The sequence below is a fragment of the Rodentibacter sp. JRC1 genome (genome assembly GCF_020521555.1).
Taxonomy (GTDB): Bacteria; Pseudomonadota; Gammaproteobacteria; order Enterobacterales; family Pasteurellaceae; genus Rodentibacter; species Rodentibacter abscessus.
The window spans coordinates 1,019,302-1,044,748 of the sequence record NZ_BPWA01000001.1; the positions used below are offsets into that span (position 1 = coordinate 1,019,302).

Annotated in this window: 13 protein-coding genes; 3 read left to right on the top strand and 10 right to left on the bottom strand. The window is 41.0% G+C overall.

All coding sequences use genetic code 11. The features are described 5' to 3' along the window. Positions 1–6: 6 nt before the first annotated feature. From rsmB to gpt, 7 genes are all read right to left on the bottom strand, one after another. Positions 7–1,362: a 16S rRNA (cytosine(967)-C(5))-methyltransferase RsmB gene (gene rsmB / locus HEMROJRC1_RS04535; RefSeq protein ID WP_226691827.1), complete on the bottom strand. Its 1,356-nt coding sequence runs from the start codon at positions 1,360–1,362 to the stop codon at positions 7–9. Continuing rightward, positions 1,362–2,318 (bottom strand): methionyl-tRNA formyltransferase, encoded by a 957-nt coding sequence (gene fmt / locus HEMROJRC1_RS04540; protein ID WP_226692928.1) that lies wholly within the window; start codon positions 2,316–2,318, stop codon positions 1,362–1,364. The genes rsmB and fmt overlap by 1 nt, the downstream gene beginning before the upstream one ends. Positions 2,319–2,624: 306 nt before the next feature. Beyond that, complete coding sequence (gene def, locus HEMROJRC1_RS04545) at positions 2,625–3,134, bottom strand: peptide deformylase (RefSeq protein ID WP_226691828.1); 510 nt, start codon at positions 3,132–3,134, stop codon at positions 2,625–2,627. Positions 3,135–3,375: 241 nt separating this feature from the next. Further along, on the bottom strand, positions 3,376–5,979 hold the full coding sequence (locus tag HEMROJRC1_RS04550) for a TonB-dependent receptor domain-containing protein (RefSeq protein WP_226691829.1): 2,604 nt from the start codon (positions 5,977–5,979) through the stop codon (positions 3,376–3,378). A 305-nt stretch (positions 5,980–6,284) separates the two neighbouring features. Next, entirely contained in the window at positions 6,285–9,761 is a 3,477-nt protein-coding gene (gene dnaE, locus HEMROJRC1_RS04555; RefSeq protein WP_226691830.1) for a DNA polymerase III subunit alpha, read from the bottom strand. Positions 9,762–10,090: 329 nt separating this feature from the next. Continuing rightward, positions 10,091–11,059, bottom strand: coding sequence for a transposase (locus tag HEMROJRC1_RS04560; protein ID WP_226692929.1), 969 nt, complete (start codon positions 11,057–11,059; stop codon positions 10,091–10,093). Positions 11,060–11,364: 305 nt separating this feature from the next. After that, positions 11,365–11,832 carry a xanthine phosphoribosyltransferase gene (gene gpt / locus HEMROJRC1_RS04565; RefSeq protein WP_226691831.1) on the bottom strand — a complete coding sequence of 156 codons (468 nt, stop codon included), beginning with the start codon at positions 11,830–11,832 and terminating at the stop codon, positions 11,365–11,367. Between the two features lie 104 nt (positions 11,833–11,936). Between gpt and HEMROJRC1_RS04570 the strand changes: the two genes are divergently transcribed. From HEMROJRC1_RS04570 to HEMROJRC1_RS04580, 3 genes are all read left to right on the top strand, one after another. Continuing rightward, positions 11,937–13,403, top strand: coding sequence for an aminoacyl-histidine dipeptidase (locus tag HEMROJRC1_RS04570; RefSeq protein ID WP_226691832.1), 1,467 nt, complete (start codon positions 11,937–11,939; stop codon positions 13,401–13,403). Between the two features lie 74 nt (positions 13,404–13,477). After that, complete coding sequence (locus HEMROJRC1_RS04575; protein WP_226691833.1) at positions 13,478–14,758, top strand: AAA family ATPase; 1,281 nt, start codon at positions 13,478–13,480, stop codon at positions 14,756–14,758. A gap of 8 nt (positions 14,759–14,766) precedes the next feature. Beyond that, positions 14,767–15,405, top strand: a complete 639-nt coding sequence (locus tag HEMROJRC1_RS04580; protein WP_226691834.1) for a DUF4276 family protein — start codon at positions 14,767–14,769, stop codon at positions 15,403–15,405. 122 nt (positions 15,406–15,527) lie between these two features. On the opposite strand, the gene tehA is transcribed toward HEMROJRC1_RS04580, so the two are convergent. The 3 genes from tehA to rpoB form a co-directional block, all read right to left on the bottom strand. Continuing rightward, positions 15,528–16,472, bottom strand: a complete 945-nt coding sequence (tehA, locus tag HEMROJRC1_RS04585; protein ID WP_226691835.1) for a dicarboxylate transporter/tellurite-resistance protein TehA — start codon at positions 16,470–16,472, stop codon at positions 15,528–15,530. A gap of 429 nt (positions 16,473–16,901) precedes the next feature. Next, entirely contained in the window at positions 16,902–21,173 is a 4,272-nt protein-coding gene (gene rpoC / locus HEMROJRC1_RS04590; protein ID WP_226691836.1) for a DNA-directed RNA polymerase subunit beta', read from the bottom strand. A 116-nt stretch (positions 21,174–21,289) separates the two neighbouring features. Then, on the bottom strand, positions 21,290–25,318 hold the full coding sequence (gene rpoB / locus HEMROJRC1_RS04595) for a DNA-directed RNA polymerase subunit beta (protein WP_226691837.1): 4,029 nt from the start codon (positions 25,316–25,318) through the stop codon (positions 21,290–21,292). Positions 25,319–25,447 lie beyond the last annotated feature (129 nt).

Here is a 25,447-nt window from a genome sequence, read left to right on the forward strand (position 1 = left end):
CCACCTTTAGGTACGCTTACGCAGTTTTGCATAATAAAACCCATCTCCACCGTTTTCTTGCGGAATAAACTGAAAACCAACCGCACTTTTATCATCAGTAAAGGGTAACGGCAATAACTCCGCATCTTCTTGTTCAGTCAAAAAAGTATTGATTTGGTCAAGATTTTCATCCGGCAATACGGAGCAAGTGGCGTAAAGTAAAATACCGTTTGGTTTCAATTTTGCCCACAGTGCTTTTAGAATTTTCTTTTGTAATTCGGCAAGTTGGACAATATCCGTTTCTTGGCGAAGCCATTTAATATCGGGATGACGGCGAATCACCCCGGTGGCTGAACAAGGCGCATCTAATAAAATGCGGTCAAATTTCACCGCACTTTGCCCGATCTCAGCCAGCCATTCATCCGGTTGGCTTGCATCTCCACACACAACAATAGCCTGTTGATTTAAACGATCAAGATTTTCTTCCACCCTTTTTAAGCGATGCGCTTCCACATCCAAAGCGATCACCTTAGCTTGCGGTGCAAGTTCTAAAATATGAGTGGTTTTGCCACCCGGTGCGGCACAAGCATCTAAAATCCATTCTCCGTTTTGCGGTTCAAGTAAGGTTGCAGCCCATTGGGCATTCAAATCCTGCACCGTTACCGCCCCTTCCATAAATTGCGGTAATTTTTGTACGGCAATCGGTGAAGTTAAACGAAGCGCATTGAGAGAGGCGCTACTTTCTGCGGAAATCGCCATATTTGTCAATAAAGTGCGGTAGTTTTCCGTGCTGTTTTTTTGAGAATTAACACGTAACCACATGGGTGGTTTTTGATTGTTGGCATTGATAATGTCGCGCCAATTCGGGTAGGCTTTTTTCAATTTATTGACAAGCCATTCCGGATGAAGTGTTTGCCAATGTTTATCCACCAGCGCCAAAATTTCTTCTTGTTCACGCAAAAAACGGCGCAACACGCCATTTACCAGCCCACGGAAACTATCTACTTTTAAAGGTTTAACCGCATTCACCACTTCATCTACCGCGGCATGTGGCGGCACACGCATATACAGTAGTTGATACAATCCCACCAGCAACAAGCAATGCACGATTCGCGTTTTTCCTTTGAGCGGTTTATCCACAAGGCGTTTGATAATCTGCTCCAAACGCGGCAATACACGGCAAACACCAAAACAAATTTCCTGCAATAATGGTAAATCTTGCGCTTTCACGCAAGATTGTATTTCCGGAATCAGCGATGAAAGTGATTTTCCTTCGTCTAACACTTGCAAAATCACTTGCGCAGCCATTGCTCTGGTTGAAAGTGCGGTCGATTTTGACGGTGTTTTTGCTATCGTTTTTTTAGGCGAACGTCGATTTTTCATTAAGCCAGCACCTTACCGATTTGAAACCATTCGGCACGACCATTAAGTAAATCCTGCGCCGACATCGGCTTTTTGCCTGCCGGTTGCAGTTGTTGCAAATTCAACACGCCTTCTGCCGTTGCAATTTGAATACCGCTTTTATCTGCACGTAAAATCGTACCTACCGGTTTATCTTGATGAGGCAATACTTCCGCTTGATACACCTTCAAGGTTTGGCTATTGCCGTCTTTGTCTTCCGTGTTGAAATAAGCGATCGGCCAAGGATTGAAGGCGCGAATATTGCGTTCAAGTTGTGCTGCAGAAAGTGACCAATTTAATTTTGCTTCCTCTTTAGAAAGTTTTTCTGCGTAATTACTTTGGCTGTTATCTTGTTTTTCAGCTAAGAATTTGCCGTTTTCTAAACCGTTTAACACTTCGATGAGTGCAGGCGGCGCAATTTCTGCCAATTTTTGATAAAGATCGGCAGAGGTTTCTTGCGACAAAATATCACAATACACTTTATGTAGCATATCACCTGTGTCTAAGCCTTCGTCCATTTGCATAATAGTAACGCCGGTTTGCTTGTCACCAGCCCAAATTGCCCGTTGAATCGGCGCAGCACCACGCCAACGCGGTAAAATAGAGCCATGTACGTTTAAACAACCTAAACGAGGGGTATCCAATACGACTTTTGGCAAAATTAACCCATAAGCCACTACCACCATCACATCAGCATTAAGTGCTTTCAATTCGGCTTGAGCCTCTTCCTTGCGTAAAGATTTTGGTTGATAGATCGGAATATTGTGCACGCTAGCAAGCTGTTTTACCGGACCGACTTGTAATTTTTTGCCCCGCCCCGCCGGCTTATCCGGTTGCGTGTAAACGGCAATCACTTTATGTTCGGAATCTAGTAAGGCTTGTAAATGTTTTGCTGCAAAATCCGGCGTACCGGCAAAGATAATATTGAGTGGTTTCATCATGTTCTGCGTTATGGTTAAAAAGAGGAAAAGTGCGGTCGAAATTAACCGCACTTTGCACCTTAGTACCGTGAATATTTCCTCAGTTGGACGCATTACACGGACTGGAAAAAGCACATTATTATGTATCTGTCGCACAAAGAAAATAATATTATCCAATATTTATTTGGGTAAGGTGTGTTAGCCATAGACGTAACGCACCTTTCTGTCAATTCATCAATAAATTTCATTACGGTGCGTTACGGTTTCGCCTAACAGGGTCCTACAAGGATTTGTGCAACAGCTACATAATATCGCGTAAATCACTTACTGTTTTGCAATCTGTTTTTTATATTTCACCAATTTTTCTTTAATACGTTGGCGTTTGAGCGGGGAAAGATAATCTATAAATAAAATGCCGTTTAAGTGATCGATTTCGTGCTGAATACAGATTGCGAGCAAACCGTCAGCGTTTAGAGTAAATTCTTTACCTTCACGATCTAATGCTTTCACCGTCACCTTTTCTTTACGTGGTACCAAAGCACGAAAGCCCGGGATAGACAAACAGCCCTCTTCAATACCGGTTTCCCCCTCAGAAGCCAAAATTTCCGGATTAATAAGTACCAGCTGATTTTGTTTATCACCTTCAATATCAATGGTAATAATGCGTTGTAAAATATCCACTTGCGGTGCAGCTAAACCGATGCCTTCTTGCTGATACATCGTATCGAACATATCATCTATAATTTGACGAATATCATCATTTACTTCGGCAACAGGCTCACAAACTACTTTTAAATGCTCTTCAGGATAAATTAATACATTAAGTGCGGTCATAATTTCTCTTATTTTTAATTACAAATTGTGGCGGGATTGTAGCACAGGAAGTGAAATCTCACCAAAAAATCCTACTCGTTCAGACATCGACAACTATTACGGGAATAAGTCATCTCAAAAATTCAAATAAGTCATATTAGTTATAACAACAAATTGACTTTCCCCCTATATAAACACAGCCTCGATTATTTGATTATACGGGGCTGTGTTTAATGAAAGGAATGTGGCTTTTAATATTTTATTAGAATTGGTAGCTTAAACTAATTTTTGCAGTACGGCCTCGAGCAAAATTATTCATTACGGCCAGATCACCCAATTCCATTAGATAATAGCGTTGGCTTGCTGCATCATTACTACTATCTAGAGGATCAATATAACGTTTATCAAATGCATTTATCAGTTCTGCTTTGATAATAAGATCTTTTATAGGCTCATAACTAACATAAAAATCAAAGATTATAGGTTGTTTAGCAATTTCTTCCGTTTTCTTGGTTCTTACATTATTAATACCGTGCAGATGATCCATCCCATAAATGTAATCATGTTCTAGCGTTGCCCGTTTACTTTTTCCGTAATAGCGGGCGACAGTTGCCAAAGTTAATCTTTGATCAAACCAACGTGTGCCTAATTCCAATCTGCCATAGTCTCTCGGTAAAGTAGAAATTTTACTTAGACCATAAATTTGCTCTAAATCCTCATTGTCGATATTGTCCGGACCTGCATCACTGAAATTAGTCGGCTGGTTGCTTTTCTGATAAGCATAGGATAAATTTGTAAAGAATCGACCATTATCGTAACTTAGCTCTAACTCCAACCCTTTCTTTCTTACCGGAAAACGATAATTTTGAAAATGCACCGTATAAAGATAACCGTTTAAATGAGACCATTCCGGTTGCTCTCCTCCCCAAAAACTATACACATTATGGATATAATTTTTAATTTTGCTACGGTAAAAGACTAACTTTAGACCAAGTCTATCATTATCGGAAATAACCCCTTCTTTTGCACTATTGAAACCGATTTGATACGTTTGTGCTTGTTCAGGTTTTAAGTTGGTATTTACGCCGACATTACCTATTTGAGAAAAATACATTTCTTGAATATTTGGCATTCTGTGCGTTTTAGAATAACTGATAAAGGGATTAAATAATTCATGAATATCGACATTCAACGCCAAAGAATGATTGATAGCATTTCGTTTACCGCCCTTTTTCATAATCGGTTCATGTAATTCGCAAGCATAACCATTTTCTCCCTCAAGATCTTCGTCTTTATTGCAGAATCTTCTCAAAATTTCATCTTGAGAGTAATGTTTTATATAATCTTTATACTCACTAAAGTAGCCTGCATATTCTCCATTAAATCGATAATCTACAAAATTAACACTATAATTCAAATTGAAAATATCTTTTGTAAAACGATTATCTATATAGAAAGTTGTGAATTTTTGTTTTCCTGACGGCTGAAAAATAGAAGAAGTTCTTGGTAAAATATCTTTAGGTCCAAAAAAACTTTGACCATAAAATAATCCAAACTCTTCCGGAAAACGGTTTTTACTGTATTTATTTATAAATAAATTTGCTCCCAAAGTTAAATCATACTTTGTATTCTTAGGCAGGAAGAATGAAAAATGGTTATTTATATCTAAAGTATCGGATGTATTATTTGCCTGTAAATATTCCTTTACCTCTTTACCTGAAAATAAACTCCCTTTAGGGTATTTTTGTTTGCCGGAATTATGGGAATATAATAGACTTAAATCAATGAGATCACCGGAGGAAAAATTATAATTAAGTTGATATGTTTTATTCTCAATTTTTCTTCCTGCAATCATATTATTAAATATGCGGTACTGTAAATTAAGAATATTATAATTATCCACGTATTCAATTTTTGCTAAATGGCTTTGTGATTTCTGGCGTAACGCATTCGCATCAAAGGGGGTGGTGTCATATTGTCCGCTCGTTTCGTTCCATACGTCTTCGGCACGTTCCCCGCAGCTTTTACCCCATTTTCTTAAACATTTAGTCTCTTCTTCAGGCGTATCAACCCATCTACCGTCAGGGGTTTCTTTTAACCCTCCAAAAAGAAAATCTTCACGTTTAAGCCGATTTAAAATATCTACCCCAAGTTCAGTAATTCTTTTTCCTCCTCCGACTTTATAATTCTGTGAAACCTCACGTTTACTTGCACCATAAAGAATGCCTAAATAGCCTCCATTATTAAGCTCCTGCCGGTAAGCCGCCGTTGCCATATAGTCATATTTCGACTGATTATTTCCAATAGTACCTTTTGTCAAGATACCGAATTTATCACCGACTTTTACGACATCATTTACCCCTAAAGTGCGAAAATTAGCTGAACCACTAAGGGAATTTCCACCACTTTTGCCATCAAAAGTACCTTTAGTCAAATCAATCCCGGCAATAAAATTGGGATCCAATACCGCACCGAATTGTGATGATCCTCCGGAACGATTATTACCATCCGTTGCAGAGGCATAAAAAGTTTGAGCGACGCCATCAACCATTGAATTAACTCGTCCAAAACCACTGTCACCACGAATATTCAAAGATACGATACCCGAACTTTTATCCTGCTGAGTAAATGCGCCGGGCATACTTCTTATGGTTTCATCAATAGTTGTTGTAGATTTATAAACCTGTTCTTTACTACTTGATGCGGTAGGTTGTTTAAAAATCTTATAATTTGATGTTTCCGTGTTTTTCGCTTCAACATTAATCTGCTCAAGCTGCAAAGGTTTTTCATCTTCCGCAGAGGCAAAATTAAACAGCAACAGGGCAAGCAGAGTGGAATAATGTATTGTTTTTTGTATGTTCTTCATAATAATCTCCTTCTAATGCAATAAAAAAGTAAATGATTATAATTCTCATTTATTAAAAAGCAAGAAAAAACTTAAAAGTAAGTTTTGTTATAGTTTAAAGTTAAGAAAATCGTTTTATGATGTTAAAACGATAGTAACACTCGGGTAAAACCTCCCCATTTTTATCTTTTTCTAATTTTACCCCTTCCAAATTTCACCCAATAAAAAAGGGCAATTTCCAAAAAAGCCCTTTTATCTTTTTCGACCACTTAATTCCACATAATCCAATTAAAATCCTATTTTCTTATAATTTAGTATTTAAATTATTATCCGAACTCCAATTCAACCGCACTTTCCCCCAGCATATTCACCAATTCAGTGAGAATATCATCTGTTGGTGTAATCGACCATTGAACGCCAAGACGCAATAATGCTCTGCCTTTCGGACTTTGATAATACACATTGATGGGTAATGTGCCACCACTAGCCGGCGCAAGCATATCCTTTAATTGCTTGATAAATATTGGTGTAATTTGTTCATCGGAAAGGCTAAGTGCAAGCGATTTGGCATAACGTGAGCGAGCTTCGTCTAAGGTCATCATATCGCGTACCGTCATTTTCAAACCGCCGGAAAAATCATCCTCACTGACTTGCCCTGAAACCACGACAATAGTGTCTTTCTGCAACTTTTCGCCAAATTGCTCTAAACTTTCGCCAAACAAAGTAATATCCAAACGTCCGGAGCGATCATCCAAAGTGGCAATACCAAGCCGATTTCCTTTTTTGGTCATCGCAATACGCGAAGACACAATAAGCCCCGCTGCCGTACTAGTTTGCCCGCGGCGATTCGGCACAAGTTCTTTTAATCGGGTTGAACTGTAGTGAGAAAGCTCTTTTAAATAACGACTTACCGGATGGCTACTCAGATAAAGCCCTAAGGTTTCGCGCTCGCCATCTAAAATTTGTTTTTCCGTATAAGCCGGCGTGTTCGCATAGGCGTTTTCCACCTCTTCGTGAGATTCGGTCAGCACGCCGAACATATCCGATTGTCCCATGGCTTCATCTTTGGCGTGTTGATCCGATGCTTTGAGTGCATCTTCCAAATTCTTGGCAAGGGCGGCACGGTGCGGTCCGAGTTTATCAAATGCCCCCGACATAATCAGGCTCTCAAAGGTTCGGCGATTGATTTTTTTCAGATCTACTCGCGCACATAAATCAAATAAATCTTTAAAAAATCCACCCTCATTACGCGCACTAACCAATGCTTCAATCGGGCCCTCTCCCACGCCTTTAATCGCACCGATCCCATAAACGATTTCACCATTTTCGTTTACACTAAAATGATGTTTCCCCACGTTAATATCCGGTGGCGTAACTTTCAATCCCATACGTAAACATTCGTCATACAAGCCAACGATTTTATCGGTGTTATCCATTTCCGATGTCATTACTGCCGCCATAAATTCCGCCGGGAAGTGGGTTTTCAACCATAGGGTTTGATAAGATACCAAGGCATAAGCGGCAGAATGGGATTTATTGAAACCGTAACCGGCAAATTTTTCCACCAAGTCGAAAATCTTCATGGAAAGCTCACCGTCAATACCGTTTTTGATCGCTCCTTTCTCAAATACGGAACGCTGTTTTGCCATTTCTTCCGGTTTTTTCTTACCCATTGCACGGCGTAATAAATCAGCGCCACCCAAAGTATAACCGGCAAGTACCTGTGCAATTTGCATTACTTGCTCTTGATACAAAATAATGCCGTAAGTCGGTTCTAAAATCGGTTTTAGGCTTTCGTGTTGATAATTGGCATCGGGGTAGGAAACCTCTTCACGTCCGTGTTTACGATCAATGAAATTATCCACCATACCGGATTGTAACGGCCCCGGGCGGAATAACGCGACCAATGCGATAATATCCTCAAAACAGTCCGGTTGAAGGCGTTTAATCAAATCTTTCATACCGCGCGATTCCAACTGGAAGACGGCTGTCGTTTCGGCACGTTTTAATAAATCAAAAGACGGCTGATCGTCCAATGGAATAGAAGCAATATCGACCATCGGTTTGCCTTCACGCACCATACGCGCATTGATCATATCCAACGCCCATTTAATGATAGTAAGCGTGCGTAACCCAAGGAAATCGAATTTTACCAAGCCGGCATACTCCACATCGTTTTTATCGAAATGGGTGACGGGATGTAAGCCTTCGCTATCACAATAAAGCGGCGCAAAATCCGTAATGAGTGTCGGCGAAATCACTACACCACCGGCGTGTTTACCGGCATTTCGCGTTACCCCTTCCAGTTTACGCGCCATATCGATAAGTGCTTGCACCTCTTCATCACTGTCATAAGCCGTTTGCAACTGCGGTTCTGCTTCGAAAGCCTTAGCAAGAGTCATTCCCGGATCAGGAGGAACGAGTTTTGAAATGCGATCAACAAAGCCGTAAGGATGTCCCAGTACACGCCCAACATCCCGAATCACCGCTTTCGCCGCCATCGTACCGAAAGTAATAATTTGCGATACCGCCCCACGACCATAGGTGTCCGCCACGTGTTCAATTACGCGATCGCGCCCGTCCATACAAAAATCCACGTCAAAATCGGGCATCGAAACCCGTTCAGGATTTAAGAAACGTTCAAAAAGCAAGTCAAATTCTAACGGATCAAGATCGGTAATTTTCAAAGCATACGCCACGAGTGATCCCGCTCCCGAACCACGCCCCGGTCCCACGGGAATATCGTTATCTTTCGACCACTGAATAAACTCCATCACGATCAAAAAATATCCGGGGAAGCCCATTTGGTTAATAACATCCAATTCAACTTGTAAACGTTGATCATATTCCCCGCGTCTTTCCGACCGCACTTTTTCATCAGGAAATAAAAACACCAAACGTTCTTCTAACCCTTCTTTGGATTTCTTTATCAAGTATTCTTCGGTACTTAATTCTCCCGTTGGAAATTGCGGTAAAAAATATTCTCCAAGGCGTAATGTTACGCTACAGCGTTGGGCGATCAATAAGGTATTTTCAAGGGCGGAAGGAATATCCGCAAACAGTGCACACATTTCGTCTTCACTGCGGAAATATTGCTGTGCGGTGTAAAGTTTCGGACGTTTCGGATCATCTAAAGTATAACCGTCGTGAATCGCTACACGGATTTCGTGTGCTTCCGCATCGTCCGCTTTTAAAAATACAACATCATTAGTTGCCACCAAAGGTAAACCTTTTTCTTCTGCAAGATGGCAGGCTGCTTTGATGTAACGTTCTTCGTCAGGCTTGCCGGTGCGTGTTAAGGCAAGATAAAAATGATCGGGAAAAAATTCTTGATAAAATTTGACCGCACTTTCCGTCTCTGCGGCATTTTCTTTCAACAATTTTTTGCCTACATCGCCTTTTGTTCCACCGGATAAAATAATGACCCCTTCACGATGATCAATCAGCCAATCCTGATCGATATAAGGCAAATCCTCGTACCCCCGCTGATAAGCTTTCGATAGCAATAAAGTGATGTTCTTATAACCGACATTATTTTTTGCCAACAAGGTCAGTTCAAACAATTCATCACCGCATAACGCACTGCACACCCGCACATCCGCACCGATAATCGGCTTAATACCGGCGGAAAGGGTTTCACCATAAAAGCGTACCACGCCGCAAAAGTTGGTGAAATCCGTCAACGCCATCGCCACCATATTATTTGCCGCACAAGCCTTTACCAATGGTTTCACTTTGGCGATCCCATCGATCATAGAGAAATCACTGTGTGTGCGAAGGTGAACAAAACGAGGTGTGGTCATTTGAAATCCTTACTGTTTAAAGATTAAAGTGCGATCGATAGTGAATTAAACGCTATTATGTATTCATCGCACAAAGAAAACTTTATATCTAATATTCATTGGTGCGTTACGGCTTCGCCTAACAGCACCCTACAGTGACTTGTGCAACTGCTGTATAACGCCGTATTTTAATGGTATTTTTTTCGCAGCTCAATCAAACAAAAATGCGGTGAAAAATCACCGCACTTATGGAATTACTCGGTATTATGTAGCAGTTACACAAAGGAAATTTTATATCCAATATTTATCAGGAGTAGCAACTGTGTCTAACATAAAAAATTAGACCTTGTTTAATCCACCTTAACAGTGGACAAATGATAAGACGCATCCCATTTTTCATGACGTTTAACCAACGCATTCATAATGGTCAACAACTTACGCATACAAGCCGTGAGAGCCAACTTTTTGGCTTTACCTCGTGCAACTAATCGGTTGTAAAAAGCTTTAAATACGGGTTCGTGCCGTACGGCGGATAACGCCGCCATATATAAGGCATTGCGTACTATCGCACGACCTCCTTGGCAAAAAGATTTTCCTTTCCATTGTCCGCTTTCTCTGACATGGGGTATCACGCCAACGAGCGAAGCAATGCGTTTTGAGGACAATTTACCAAGCTCGGGCAATTGGGACATCAAGACGGCTACACAGTTTTTGCCTACGCCTTTGATGTCAGTGATAAGTTCGGCTTTATCCTTAAAATGTCGAGTATTATCGTCAATATCTTGGTCGAGTTCGGCAATCATTTTGTCCAACATTTCAATATGTTGTGAAATATTTTTCTGCTGTGTTTCGTGGCTTTGCTGTAAGCGATTCAATTCCGCAACCCGCATATCGACAAGCTGACGGCGGCGTACCACAAGGGCTTCAAGCCGTTCTTCCGCTTCGGTGAGCGGGGTGTAAAGTAATTTCTCCGCTTCGCCTTTGATATCAAGGTTTTGACCGTAAAAAGCGAGGTTAATCGCATCCTTGGCATCGGTTTTCGCCGTACTTTGCGAACGGGCATATTGTGCGGCTTTTTGCGGATTGGCAACCAATACCCGATAACCTGCTCGCGCGAGGGCTTTAGCCACGGGGATTTCTAAACCACCGGTTGCTTCAAGTGTCACCAATGCAATATCAAAACGGCTCAGATAATCCAATAAATGGGCAATGCCTTTGTGATTATTGGTTTCCGTTTTGGTTTTCTTGTGATTGGAAAGTCCAATGACAAGGGATTTTTTAGCCACATCAATGCCACAATAAAGAGGGATAGTGTTCATCATTAACCTGCCTTGTATTCGGGTTTGAAGTTCAACATAGTCAACTGTTCGGTTTTCCTGATGATGGTTATCCACGCCTACGCTACGAAACGAGTTTTTACTCTAGGGTGCACCAAGCTGTGGATAACATTGTGTTGTTTGTTGCGAGTTTATCAGAGTTTTAATATACAAGGGTGCGTTAGCCATAGGTGTAACGCACCTTTCTGTCAATTCATCAATAAATTTCATTATGGTGCGTTACGGCTTTGCCTAACGGCATCCTACTTTGTGCAAGTGTTACATCATACTGGCATTAATTCGTTATATTATTTTCTTGCGAGAGGTGGAACGAACATTAAACCCAAATCCCAAGGTTGTTCAATCCAAGTGTTTTGCGGAATGTCGATCACATAATCGTCCACCAATTCCGCACCTGCCGGTTTGGCGAAAACGGTGACGAATTTTGCATTCGGATACATTTCACGAATCGCACGTGCCGTATTGCCGGTATCCACTAAATCATCAACAACGATAAAACCTTCACCGCCATTTGGCACTTCGGCTGCATGTAAAACCTGAAGTTCGCCTTGACTGGTGTGATCATGATAGCTGGCGATACAAACGGTTTCTACATGACGAATGCTCAATTCACGTGCCAATACGGCTGCCGGAAATAAACCGCCGCGGCTTACCGCAATAATGCCTTTCCATTGAGAGGCGGGAAGTAAACGTTCTGATAATTTACGGGCATGCATTTGAAACATATCCCAAGTCACCACATATTTTTCGCTCATAGTTAAACCTTACAATTTGTCAGTAAATAAAAAATGCATAAGGATAACCTGAAACGGGGTTTTATGCTATTATTTCGTGAAATTTTTCAAAAAAAGGAGAGAATATGTCTGAAATTACCACATTACAACCGCAATTATTATGGAAATGGTTTGATCAAATTTGTGCAATCCCCCACCCTTCTCATTATGAAGATACGTTGGCTAACTTCATTGTAAATTGGGCAAAAGAAAAACAATTTTTTGTGGAACGTGATGAAGCCGGCAATGTGCTGATTCGTAAACCTGCCACGCCGGGTATGGAAAATCGCACACCGGTTGCACTCCAAGCGCATTTGGATATGGTGCCACAAGCAAACGAAGGCAATCCGCACGATTTCACCAAAGATCCGATTCGCCCTTACATTGACGGCGATTGGGTGAAAGCGCAAGGCACAACATTAGGGGCGGACAATGGAATCGGTTTGGCTTCAACCCTTGCCGTGTTAGAAAGTAACGATATTGCACACCCACCTCTTGAAGTCTTGCTGACGATGACGGAAGAAACCGGTATGGACGGTGCGTTAAATCTCCGCAGTAACTGGTTACAATCCGAAATTCTTATTAATACGGATACGGAAGAAATCGGTGAGATTTACATCGGTTGCGCCGGCGGCATTAACGCCAATTTGGAAATGCCGATTCAACGCGAAACCAATACCTTTGAGCATTGCCTTCAACTTACTTTAAAAGGTTTACGTGGCGGGCATTCCGGTTGTGATATTCATACCGGCAGAGCCAACGCGATTAAAGTACTTGCCCGAGTATTGGCAAAACTTTCGCAAAATCAACCGCACTTTCAGCTTGCCGAAATCCGCGGCGGTTCAATTCGTAATGCAATTCCTCGAGAAGCGGCAGCCGTACTCGCCTTTAATGGTGAAGTAAAATCCCTTGAAAGTGCGGTCAAAAATTTGGAAGTTTTACTCAAAGAAGAACTAGCCATTGCCGAACCAAATTTAACCCTTTCTATTGAAACCTCAAAAAAAGCGGAAAAAGTTTTCACAGCCGAAAGCACACAAAGCGTGATTCATCTTCTCAACGCTTTACCAAATGGCGTTATTCGCAATAGTGATGTGATTAAAAACGTAGTGGAAAGCTCATTGAGCATAGGTGTGTTAACAACCGAAAATGATAAAGTAACAGGCACAATCTTAGTGCGTTCATTAATTGAAAGCGGCAAAGATTACGTGACGGAACTCCTCAACTCCTCCGCAATCTTAGCCGGTGCAAAAGTCGAATTCTCCGCCCCTTATCCCGGCTGGAAACCGGTAAATGATTCCGCCATCGTCAACCTCACCGCCAAACATTATGCGGAGCTTTTGGGCAAACAACCTGAAATCAAAGTGATCCACGCCGGTCTCGAATGCGGTTTATTAAAAGAACATTATCCGCATATTGAAATGGTTTCCATCGGACCGACTATCCGCAACGCCCACTCACCGGATGAAAAAGTGCAAATTTCGGCGGTGCAGACTTATTGGGAAGTGTTGGTGGGGGTGTTGGAAGTATTACAGTTAAGTAAGATACAAAAATAACTGAGTATAATTGCTCTAAATAATATAAAATATCAGAGTTAAGTTGAGTATAAATGAAAGGAGCTACTAATAATATGGCTAAAATTGATGGTTTCCGCATAAAAAACTTTAGATCATTAAAAGACATAACCTTAGGTAAATTGTGGAATCAAAGAAGTAATATTCCTTTAACTCCACTAACTGCCGTAATAGGAAAAAATGGTGTTGGGAAAAGTACTATTTTTGACGCTTTTGGATTCCTCTCGGATTGCCTAAAATTTGGAGTTGAAGAAGCGTGTGATAGAAATGGAAGAGGAGGATATCAACGTCTATTATCAAAAGGACAAGAGGGACCAATAGAATTTGAAATTTATTATAAAGAAGATGGAAATGCCCGTCCGATTACTTATGAAGTAGCTTTTAGTATTGACAGTTCTGGTCGTCCATTCGTGTCAAGAGAAAGGCTAAGACAAAGAAGAAAAGGACAAAGCAAAGGATGGCCTTTTTCTTTTCTTGTGCTAGAAAATGGTAAAGGGGTTGTTTGGTCTGGAGAACAAGCAGGAAAACAGATTGATGATTCGGTAAATTTCAATGTTCATGATTTGATTGATTCATTAGATGATAGCAACGAAGAATCTAAAGAAACAGAGGTTGTTGAATTAAGCGATAAAAGAAGACTTGGGATAGCAACTTTAGGCTCCTTAAAACAACACCCAAGAATTTCAGCTTTCCGTCAATTCATCGAGGGTTGGTACTTAAGCTATTTCACCCCAGATGCTGCCCGTAGCCTACCACTAGCTGGTCCACAACAACACTTAAATATTCATGGGGATAATCTTGGTAATGTAGTTCAATATATGGAACGAGAGTACTCTAAAAAATTTCAACTTATCTTAAATAAAATTACTCAAAAAATTCCTGGCATAGAAAAAATTTCAACTGAGAAAACTAATGATGGCCGCCTACTACTGAAATTTAATGACAGAGGGTTTGAGGATCCATTTTATGCTCAACAAATGTCTGATGGAACATTAAAAATATTTGCATATATGTTGTTATTAGAAGATCCTAATCCTCCACCTTTTTTATGTATTGAGGAACCAGAAAATGGTTTATATCACAAATTACTAGAATCTTTAACCAAGGAGTTTAGAGAACACGCAAATGGTAAAAAAGGAGGATCACAAGTATTTATAACAACCCATCAACCATATCTTGTAGATACATTACTTCCAGAGGAGCTATGGATTTTAGAAAAACAAACCGACGGATTTTCCTATATACGTAGAGCTAGCGATAAAGTTCTAATAAAAGAGTTAGTTGGAGAAGGTTTACCACTAGGTAGCCTTTGGTATAGCGAATATTTAGATGAGTAAAATTTATTATGCACTTTGAAATTCTAGTCGAAGATAGCTCTGGAAAAGAAGCTTTAAATATTTTGCTCCCGAAAATCCTTAATAATGAACATACATTTAAAATACACTCATATAAAGGAGTAGGCCACATTCCTAAGAGCTTAAAAATTGCAGACGCTAAAACTACAGCTCTCTTAAATAAATTACCTAGATTAGTAAGTGGATACGCAAAGTCATTTAAAAATTATCCAGCTGTTCTTTTCATTATTTGCGATCTTGATAACAAAAATCTAAAAAAATTTAACCATGAATTAACTACATTAGTTAATAAATATAAGGGGCAACTAAACACAGAAATTTGTTTTGCAATAGAGGAAGGAGAAGCATGGCTATTGGGAGATATATCTGCAATAAAACAAGCGTATCCAAATGCTAATGATTCTATCTTATGTAGCTATAAAAATGATGCAATTTGTGGGACATGGGAAACTTTAGCAAATGCAATATATGACGGTGGTGCAGGTAAATTAAAGACCAAAGGATATCAAGAGATTGGTACTATGAAATCTGAGTGGGCAAAGAAGATCTGCCAATTCATGGATATCAACAATAATCAATCTCCCAGCTTTAATTATTTCCTAAAAAAATTAACGCAGTATATAAATTAGAAAAGTTCATTGCCCCCTTAAAAGGGGCTTCTTTTATTAATCAAAAAATTAGTAGTATCTAATTTAATTTCTTATATAACTATGAAAATCTTTAGCTATTAACTAATTAACAAATCAATATGTTACTTAATTCTAAATTCTTCCTTTATCAACTTCCACAATGTCATCACCCCAAGCAATCCAATCATCAAATTTGCAAAAATAAAGGCTGCAATGGCAACACTGCTCAAAATATGATTGTGATAAAAGGAAATCGCACTATTCGCCATTGAAGCTAAACCGAATGAAAATGCCCATAAGCCGATATTTAAGCCTTTTTCGATAATCCATGGGAAAAGGCGTAGTAAAAAGAAAAGCTGTAAAAAGCCGTATCCCCATAGAATTTTAACAAAAGTATCAACCTCCCCTTGATTTAGCGATAAATAAGCCGAGGCACCTACAAAAGCGGGGGCAAGAACAATTCCCATGGTCGCACGGAACGGCGGTTCTAAAGATGAAATACGTAAATGTTGGAGTAGAATCGGCTCAAAAATAATCCACGCAATCAAGCCTGCTCCAAAGAATAAATAACCAAGATCCTGATAGCCGAGTAACGCAAGGGAGCTTCCGGCAGTGAAATTCGCCGCAACGGCAGGTAAATAAAACGGAGGGCGGGTCGATTTCTGTTCAAAAACACCGCCTTTCCAAAGCTCACTGATTCTTAAAGAAGAAAACAATAATTGCCCGATAACACCAATCCAGATCATTATTTCTGCGATAACAAGATTCCAACGATAAATAATATCTCCTGCCAGCATTGTCGTGATAGGAATCAATGCAATAAAAGAAAAACGCACAGGGCATTGGTATTCTTCCCTCACTTCGTGGAAGTAATAACGAAGTTTATATCCATACATCGCAATAAATATTATCCAAATCACCACTGCGATAATGCCTAAACTATCACTGATATTTTCCGCCCAAGGGAAGAAATGGCTCAAGTGCCACCAAGCTAAAGACAATGCGGATAAGCCTAGAGGGATACCGAAATAGCCGGTAGGTAAAGGAAAGGGTTTGGTTGTACTCATTTTTTATTATCCTGTTGAAAAAATTGTTAGTAAGTCTAACACAGTGTCAACAAATACACTTTCCCAAAAGTATCAAACTTTTGTCAAAATACTCAACATCAAATAGGATTTATTTGTTCAACCTGATTCGTTAACAAAGTGCGGTCAAAAATTCATTAGATTTTTCGGTATTATGTAGCAGTCGCACAAAGAGAATTTTATGATCAATGTTTATTGGAAGTAGGGTGCGTTAAGCTTTGCGTAACGCACCATTTCATCATTAAACCCTCTATATGGTGCGTTACGTCTTCGCCTAACGACACCCCACGATGATTTGTGCAAGTGCTACATAATACCGAGATTTTTAACCGCACTTTTCGCCAAAACTAAGAAAATCAAGCAAACAAAAAAGCCCCATTCGGGGCTTTTCATTTTATCTACTTTGCAATATTAATCTTCCATTTCGGAATTTAATAATGCGGCAAGACTTTGGGTTGCATCGTCAGCGACAAATTCAAATTCCGCTTCGATGTCCGCATCTGTCACAAAAGATGAAACCGGTGTTTCTTCAATCGCTTTCACTGATGACTCCAATGCTTTTTGGCGGTTTTTAATGCGATTTTGGTGATACGCAAAACCGGTACCCGCCGGAATCAAACGACCTACTATGACGTTTTCTTTCAAGCCGCGTAATTCATCACGTTTACCTGCGACCGCCGCTTCCGTCAATACGCGGGTTGTTTCTTGGAATGATGCCGCAGAAATGAAGGATTCCGTCGCAAGAGAAGCTTTGGTGATACCCAATAGCTCACGTTCGAACTCAACAGGTGGTTTACCCTCTGCAACACGTTTACGGTTCACGATTTTCACGCGCGCAACTTCTACTTGTTCCCCTTCGAGGAATTCGGAGTCATAGGCATTGGTAATAATCGCTTTACGCAACATTTGGCGAACGATAACCTCAATGTGTTTATCGTTGATTTTTACCCCTTGTAAGCGGTAAACATCTTGTACTTCGTTCACGATATACTCGGTTACTGCACGTACACCGCGTAAACGTAAGATATCGTGTGGGGTTTCTGCACCATCGGAGATCACATCGCCACGCTCTACCATCTCACCTTCAAATACGTTAAGCTGACGCCATTTAGGAATCATTTCTTCGTACACTTCACCTTCAATCGGGGTGATCAGTAAACGGCGTTTGCCTTTGGTTTCTTTACCGAATGAGACGACACCCGAGATTTCTGCCAAAATTGCAGGCTCTTTCGGTTTACGGGCTTCAAAGAGATCCGCTACGCGTGGAAGACCACCGGTAATATCTTTCGTACCCACAGATTCTTGCGGAATACGTGCCAATGGTTCACCCACTTTCACTGCGGCGCCATCATCTAAGCTGACGATAGCTTTACCCGGTAAGAAATATTGCGCAATAACATCGGTTTCAGGCAAGAAGATGTCATTGCCCTTCGCATCAACCAATTTGATGGTTGGACGCAAATCTTTACCGGCAGTCGCACGTTCACCTACATCTTGTACCACAATAGAAGAAAGACCTGTTAATTCATCAGTTTGACGTGTTACGGTTAAACCATCCACAATATCAATGAATTTCACAAAACCTGCCACTTCGGATACAACCGGCATAGTATGCGGATCCCAGTTTGCAACCGTTTCGCCTGCATTTACTTCTTGACCGTCAGCTTTATTCAATACTGCACCGTAAGGCACTTTATAATGTTCTTTGGTACGACCGAATACATCTGTAACCGTTAATTCGGTGTTACGTGAAGTTAAGACCAATTTGCCTTCATCATTCGTTACGAATTTTGCGTTAGCTAAATGTAAAGTACCGGTATTTTTCACCTGTACGCTAGATTCTTTAGCCGCCGCAGATGCCGCACCACCGATATGGAACGTACGCATGGTTAACTGTGTACCCGGTTCACCGATTGATTGTGCCGCAATAACACCGATAGCTTCACCTTGGTTGATCAAATGACCACGAGCCAAGTCACGACCGTAACATTTCGCACATACACCGAAGTCGGTATCACAGGTTACAACCGAACGTACTTTTACGCTATCTACGGAGTTTTCATCTAACACATCACAGAGTTTTTCATCTAATAATGTGTTACGTCCAATTAAAACTTCTTCCGTACCCGGTTTGTAAATATCTTCAGCCGCAACACGACCTAATACTAACTCGCGAAGTGGTACTTTTTCATCACCACCTTCGATTAACGGGGTCATTACAAGACCTTCGTGCGTGCCACAGTCGTCTTCAACGATCACTAAATCTTGTGCTACGTCAACCAAACGACGGGTTAAATAACCGGAGTTTGCCGTTTTCAATGCGGTATCCGCCAAACCTTTACGCGCACCGTGAGTGGAAATAAAGTATTGTAATACGTTCAAACCTTCACGGAAGTTTGCGGTGATCGGCGTTTCAATAATCGAGCCGTCCGGACGAGCCATCAAACCACGCATACCGGCTAACTGACGAATCTGTGCCGCAGAACCACGCGCACCGGAATCCGCCATCATAAAGATGCTATTGAATGAAGCTTGTTTTTCAGGATTACCTTCACGGTTGATAACTTCTTCCGTTGAAAGGTTTTCCATCATTGCTTTTGCGACGCGTTCATTCGCAGCAGCCCAAATATCGATTACTTTATTATAACGTTCACCTGCGGTAACAAGACCCGATTGGAATTGTTCTTGAATTTCCGCCACTTCTTCTTCCGCCGCAGAAATAATTTCGTATTTCTTCTCAGGAATCACCATATCGTCAATACCGACAGATGAACCTGAACGTGCTGCGTAAGCAAAACCGGTGTACATAATTTGGTCTGCAAACATTACCGCTTCTTTTAAACCTAAACGGCGATAAGCCTCGTTAATCAATTTTGAAATGGCTTTTTTACCTAAGGTTTGATTGAATAATGAATACGGCATACCTTGTGGTGCAATCATCCACAAAATTGCACGGCCGATAGTGGTATCCGTCAATGTGGTTTTCGCATCAAATTCGCCTGCTTCATTTTTCACATATTCGGTAACACGTACTTTTACACGAGAATGTAATTCCGCCTGACCGGTGCGGTATGCTTTTTCCGCCTCACGTGGGTCTTGCAATAGCATTCCTTCGCCTTTACCGTTCACTTTTTCACGGGTCATATAGTAAAGACCCAACACCACGTCTTGTGACGGAACGATAATCGGATCACCGTTTGCCGGTGAAAGTACGTTGTTGGTTGACATCATCAACGCACGCGCTTCCAGTTGTGCTTCCAAGGTTAATGGAACGTGAACCGCCATTTGGTCACCATCGAAGTCCGCATTAAACGCCGCACAAACAAGCGGGTGTAATTGAATCGCTTTACCTTCGATCAAAATCGGTTCAAAGGCTTGGATACCTAAACGGTGAAGTGTCGGCGCACGGTTCAAAAGAATCGGGTGTTCGCGAATAACTTCCGCAAGAATATCCCATACGATAGCGTCTTCACGCTCAACCATTTTCTTCGCCGCTTTAATGGTAGTTGCATAACCACGGCTTTCTAATTTCGCATAGATAAACGGACGGAATAATTCCAGTGCCATTTTTTTCGGCAAACCGCATTGGTGTAAATGTAAGTATGGACCTACAGTGATTACGGAACGACCGGAATAATCCACACGTTTACCAAGTAAGTTTTGACGGAAACGACCTTGTTTACCTTTAATCATATCCGCTAATGATTTCAGCGGACGACGGTTAGAACCGGTGATTGCACGACCACGACGACCATTATCCAACAACGCATCCACAGATTCTTGTAACATACGTTTTTCGTTACGTACGATAATATCCGGCGCGATTAAATCCAATAAACGTTTTAAACGGTTATTACGGTTGATAACACGGCGATACAAGTCGTTCAAATCTGAAGTGGCAAAACGCCCCCCATCAAGTGGTACTAACGGACGCAAATCAGGTGGAAGAACCGGTAATACGGTCATCACCATCCATTCCGGTTTATTGCCGGATTGGACGAAGGCTTCTAATAATTTTAAGCGTTTAGTGATTTTTTTACGTTTGGTTTCGGAATTGGTTTCTTGTAATTCTTCACGTAATTTTTCACATTCCACCTCAAGATCCATACCTTTTAAAAGATCTTGGATAGCTTCCGCACCCATTTTCGCTTCAAATTCATCTTGCCAACGATCTTCTGCTTCAAGGTATTGTTCTTCAGTTAACAATTGACCACGTTCCAAGTCCGTCATGCCCGGTTCGGTAACGATGTACATTTCAAAATAAAGTACACGTTCAATATCACGCAACGGCATATCAAGTAATAAACCGATACGGGACGGAAGTGATTTTAAGAACCAAATGTGTGCCACAGGTGAGGCTAACTCAATATGCCCCATACGTTCACGGCGAACTTTGGTTTGGGTAACTTCTACACCACATTTTTCACAAATTACACCACGATGTTTTAAACGCTTATATTTACCACATAAACATTCGTAATCTTTTACCGGCCCGAAGATACGCGCACAGAAAAGACCGTCACGTTCAGGCTTAAATGTACGGTAGTTAATGGTTTCAGGTTTTTTCACTTCACCGAACGACCATGAACGAATCATATCCGGTGAGGCCAACCCAATTTTAATCACATCAAAATCTTCACTGGTTTTTGATTGTGCTTTTAAAAACTTAACTAAGTCTTTCACAAATGTTCTCCTGTCGGAGTTAAAGGTTTAAAGTGCGGTTGAAAATCTCGGAGAATTTTGACCGCACTTCGGCGATTTTCTTTCGTAGAGAGGATATTTACATTCCCTACTTCTTATTACTCTTCGTCTAACTCGATATTTAAACCAAGTGAACGGATCTCTTTCATAATTACATTGAAAGATTCCGGCGTACCCGGATCCATGTGTTGGTTACCGCCTACGATGTTTTTATACATCTTCGTACGGCCGTTCACATCATCGGATTTAACGGTTAACATTTCTTGTAAGGTGTAAGCCGCACCGTATGCTTCAAGTGCCCATACCTCCATCTCACCGAAACGTTGACCACCGAATTGTGCTTTACCGCCCAATGGTTGTTGCGTTACAAGGCTATAAGAACCGGTTGAACGAGCATGCATTTTGTCATCAACCAAGTGATTCAATTTGAGCATATACATATAACCTACGGTTACCGGACGCTCAAATTTTTCACCGGTACGACCATCATACAATGTGATCTGACCTGAAGTCGGCAAGCCGCCGAGTTTTAATAACTCTTTGATTTCCGCTTCAGCCGCACCGTCAAATACAGGTGTCGCTACCGGTAAACCTTTACGTAAATTTTCGGCTAAACGTAATACTTCTTCGTCAGTGAAGGTACTTAAATCCACTTTTTGCGAACCATTACCCAAATCATACGCTTTTTGAATATAGCTGCGTAATTTTTCCACTTCTTGTTTTTGTTTGAGCATCGCATTGATTTGATCACCAATACCTTTTGCCGCTAAACCTAAGTGGGTTTCGAGAATCTGACCGATATTCATACGGGACGGTACGCCCAGTGGATTCAACACGATTTCAACCGGCTGACCGTTTTCATCGTATGGCATATCTTCAACCGGGTTGATTTTTGAAATAACACCTTTATTACCATGACGGCCCGCCATTTTATCACCCGGTTGAATTTGGCGTTTCACCGCAAGGTAAACTTTCACCACTTTCAACACGCCCGGTGCAAGATCATCGCCTTTGATGATTTTCTTACGTTTCACTTCAAGTTTATGTTCAAACTCTTTACGAAGTTCTTCGTATTGCTCTGCAAGCTGCTCTAATTGGTTTTGTTTTTCTTCATCAGCAATGGTTTGTTCCAACCATTTAGTGCGATTCAATTTATCTAATTGCGCTGCATCCGCACCACCTGCGATAAGAAGATTGCGTACACGTGCGAATAAACCTGCTTCCAAGATTTCCAATTCATCAGAAAGGTCTTTCTTCGCTTCTTTTAATTGCATTTCTTCAATTTCTAACGCACGTTTGTCTTTTTCCACGCCATCACGGGTAAATACTTGCACATCAATAACCGTACCGGTTACGCTATTTGGCACACGTAATGAAGAATCTTTCACATCAGATGCTTTTTCACCGAAAATTGCACGTAACAATTTTTCTTCCGGCGTTAATTGGGTTTCACCTTTAGGGGTCACTTTACCCACTAAGATGTCGCCGCCTTTCACTTCAGCACCTACATAAACAATACCGGATTCGTCCAATTTGCTTAATGCGGATTCACCAACGTTCGGAATATCTGCGGTAATTTCTTCCGCTCCCAATTTCGTATCACGAGCGACACAAGAAAGCTCTTGAATGTGAATTGTTGTGAAGCGATCTTGTTGAACGACACGCTCAGACACTAACATTGAGTCTTCAAAGTTATAGCCGTTCCAAGGCATAAACGCGACACGAATATTTTGACCCAAGGCTAATTCACCTAAATCCGTTGACGGACCATCAGCCAATACTTCACCGCGATTAATCGGATCACCTAAATTTACACAAGGGATTTGGTTGATACAGGTGTTTTGGTTAGAACGGGTGTATTTGATTAAATTATAAATATCAATACCCGCTTCACCGGCAATCGTTTCATCTTCATTTACTTTGATAACAATACGTGAAGCATCAACATATTGCACCGTACCGCCACGTTTTGCAACAACCGCTACACCGGAGTCAAGGGCGATTGGTTTTTCCATGCCCGTACCCACTAACGGTTTATCCGCACGTAATGTCGGCACTGCTTGACGTTGCATGTTCGCACCCATTAAAGCACGGTTCGCATCATCGTGCTCAAGGAACGGAATTAATGCTGCCGCCACAGATACCACTTGCTGGGTTGAAACGTCCATATAGTGAATGTCTTCCGGTTTATATAAACCTGATTCACCACGCTCACCACGTGCTGTGACAAAGGCATCGGTAAAGCGGTTGTTTTCGTCTAAATTTGAGTTTGCCTGCGCAATAATATAGTTTGCTTCATCAATTGCAGATAAATATTCGATTTCTTCCGTAACTTGACCATTAATAACTTTACGATACGGCGTTTCTAAGAAACCGTAATCATTAGTACGCGCAAATGCAGAAAGTGAGTTGATCAAACCGATATTCGGACCCTCAGGGGTTTCAATCGGACACAAACGACCATAGTGGGTATTGTGTACGTCACGCACCTCAAAGCCGGCACGTTCACGGGTTAAGCCGCCCGGACCCAATGCAGAAATACGACGTTTGTGCGTTACTTCAGATAACGGGTTGTTTTGATCCATAAATTGCGAAAGTTGTGAAGAGCCGAAGAACTCTTTTACTGCCGCAGAAATCGGTTTCGGGTTAATTAAGTCCTGTGGAGTAATCGCATCTAAATCGCCTAAAGATAAACGCTCTTTAACCGCTCTTTCCACACGAACCAAACCAATACGGAACTGGTTTTCCGCCATTTCACCCACAGAACGGATACGACGGTTACCTAAGTGGTCGATATCATCTACTTCACCACGGCCGTTACGAATATCAATGAGCTTACGCATTACGCCGATGATATCTTCATTGCTTAAAATACCGCTACCCACACCTTCAGGAATACCTAAAGAGCGGTTAAACTTCATACGACCTACCGCTGATAAATCATAGCGTTCCGCAGAGAAGAATAAGTTATTGAATAAAGCTTCTGAAGATTCCGGTGTCGGCGGTTCACCCGGACGCATCATACGGTAGATTTCGTATAAGGCACTGATTTTATCGTAAGTCGGATCAACACGTAATGTCTCGGAAATATACGGACCGTAGTCTAAATCGTTAGTAAATAATGTTTCTATGATGTTGTAGCCGGCTTGTGCTAATTTTGCCAAAATTTCTAAAGAAATTTCACCATTAGCAGAACAGATGACTTCACCGGATTCTAAATCCACATAATCTTTTGCTGCCACTTTGCCGACAATATATTCGGTCGGCACAACAACCTGAGTAACTTTATCTTTCTCTAACGCTTTGATATGACGTGCGGTAATACGACGACCGCGTTCAACATATACCTTACCGTTCGCTTCAATATCGAAAGAAGCGGTTTCACCACGTAAACGTTCCGGCACAAGCGCCATTAATAATTGATTATCGGCGATCTCAAAAGTAACTTTATCAAAGAATAAATTTAAAATTTCTTCTGTGGTATAACCTAATGCACGAAGAATAATCGTTGCCGGCAATTTACGACGACGGTCGATACGTGCGTATAAATTATCTTTCGGATCAAACTCGAAATCTAACCAAGAACCACGGTAAGGGATAATACGTGCGTTATAAAGCACTTTACCCGAAGAATGTGTTTTACCTTTATCGGAATCAAAAAATACGCCCGGACTACGGTGTAGCTGTGAAACGATAACACGCTCGGTACCATTGATTACAAAAGTACCATTGTCAGTCATTAATGGGATTTCCCCCATATATACTTCATTCTCTTTAATATCTTTAACTGCGCGTGAAGATGATTCTTTATCATAGCTCACTAAACGTAATTTTACCCGTAAGCCTGCCGCATAAGTTGAACCTCGGATTTGACACTCCCGTACATCAAATTCAGGATCCTCTAAACGGTAATCGACATATTGTAATTCGGTATAGCCATTATTGCTAACAATTGGGAAGACTGAACGGAAAGCGGCTTCTAAACCTTGCTGACCTTCAGGATCTTTTTGAATAAATTTATCAAACGAATCTAATTGAATAGTTAATAAATAAGGTACATTTAAAACTTGCGGACGTTTGCCGAAGTCTTTACGAATTCGTTTTTTCTCAGAATAGGAGAGACCCATTGGTTGGTTTTCCTCTATCAATTTTAGTGAGACTGAGTTGATACAAGAAAAAGTGCGGTCATTTTTACTGACATTTTCTTACATCAAAGTATGGACACCGTTTTCAGAAACCGCACTCTGAACCTTACT

Bases quoted from the DNA above. Each gene is read 5' to 3' on its own strand.
- rsmB (WP_226691827.1), bottom strand. From the start codon at position 1,362: ATGAAAAATCGACGTTCGCCTAAAAAAACGATAGCAAAAACACCGTCA.
- fmt (WP_226692928.1), bottom strand. From the start codon at position 2,318: ATGAAACCACTCAATATTATCTTTGCCGGTACGCCGGATTTTGCAGCA.
- def (WP_226691828.1), bottom strand. From the start codon at position 3,134: ATGACCGCACTTAATGTATTAATTTATCCTGAAGAGCATTTAAAAGTA.
- HEMROJRC1_RS04550 (WP_226691829.1), bottom strand. From the start codon at position 5,979: ATGAAGAACATACAAAAAACAATACATTATTCCACTCTGCTTGCCCTG.
- dnaE (WP_226691830.1), bottom strand. From the start codon at position 9,761: ATGACCACACCTCGTTTTGTTCACCTTCGCACACACAGTGATTTCTCT.
- HEMROJRC1_RS04560 (WP_226692929.1), bottom strand. From the start codon at position 11,059: ATGAACACTATCCCTCTTTATTGTGGCATTGATGTGGCTAAAAAATCC.
- gpt (WP_226691831.1), bottom strand. From the start codon at position 11,832: ATGAGCGAAAAATATGTGGTGACTTGGGATATGTTTCAAATGCATGCC.
- HEMROJRC1_RS04570 (WP_226691832.1), top strand. From the start codon at position 11,937: ATGTCTGAAATTACCACATTACAACCGCAATTATTATGGAAATGGTTT.
- HEMROJRC1_RS04575 (WP_226691833.1), top strand. From the start codon at position 13,478: ATGGCTAAAATTGATGGTTTCCGCATAAAAAACTTTAGATCATTAAAA.
- HEMROJRC1_RS04580 (WP_226691834.1), top strand. From the start codon at position 14,767: ATGCACTTTGAAATTCTAGTCGAAGATAGCTCTGGAAAAGAAGCTTTA.
- tehA (WP_226691835.1), bottom strand. From the start codon at position 16,472: ATGAGTACAACCAAACCCTTTCCTTTACCTACCGGCTATTTCGGTATC.
- rpoB (WP_226691837.1), bottom strand. From the start codon at position 25,318: ATGGGTCTCTCCTATTCTGAGAAAAAACGAATTCGTAAAGACTTCGGC.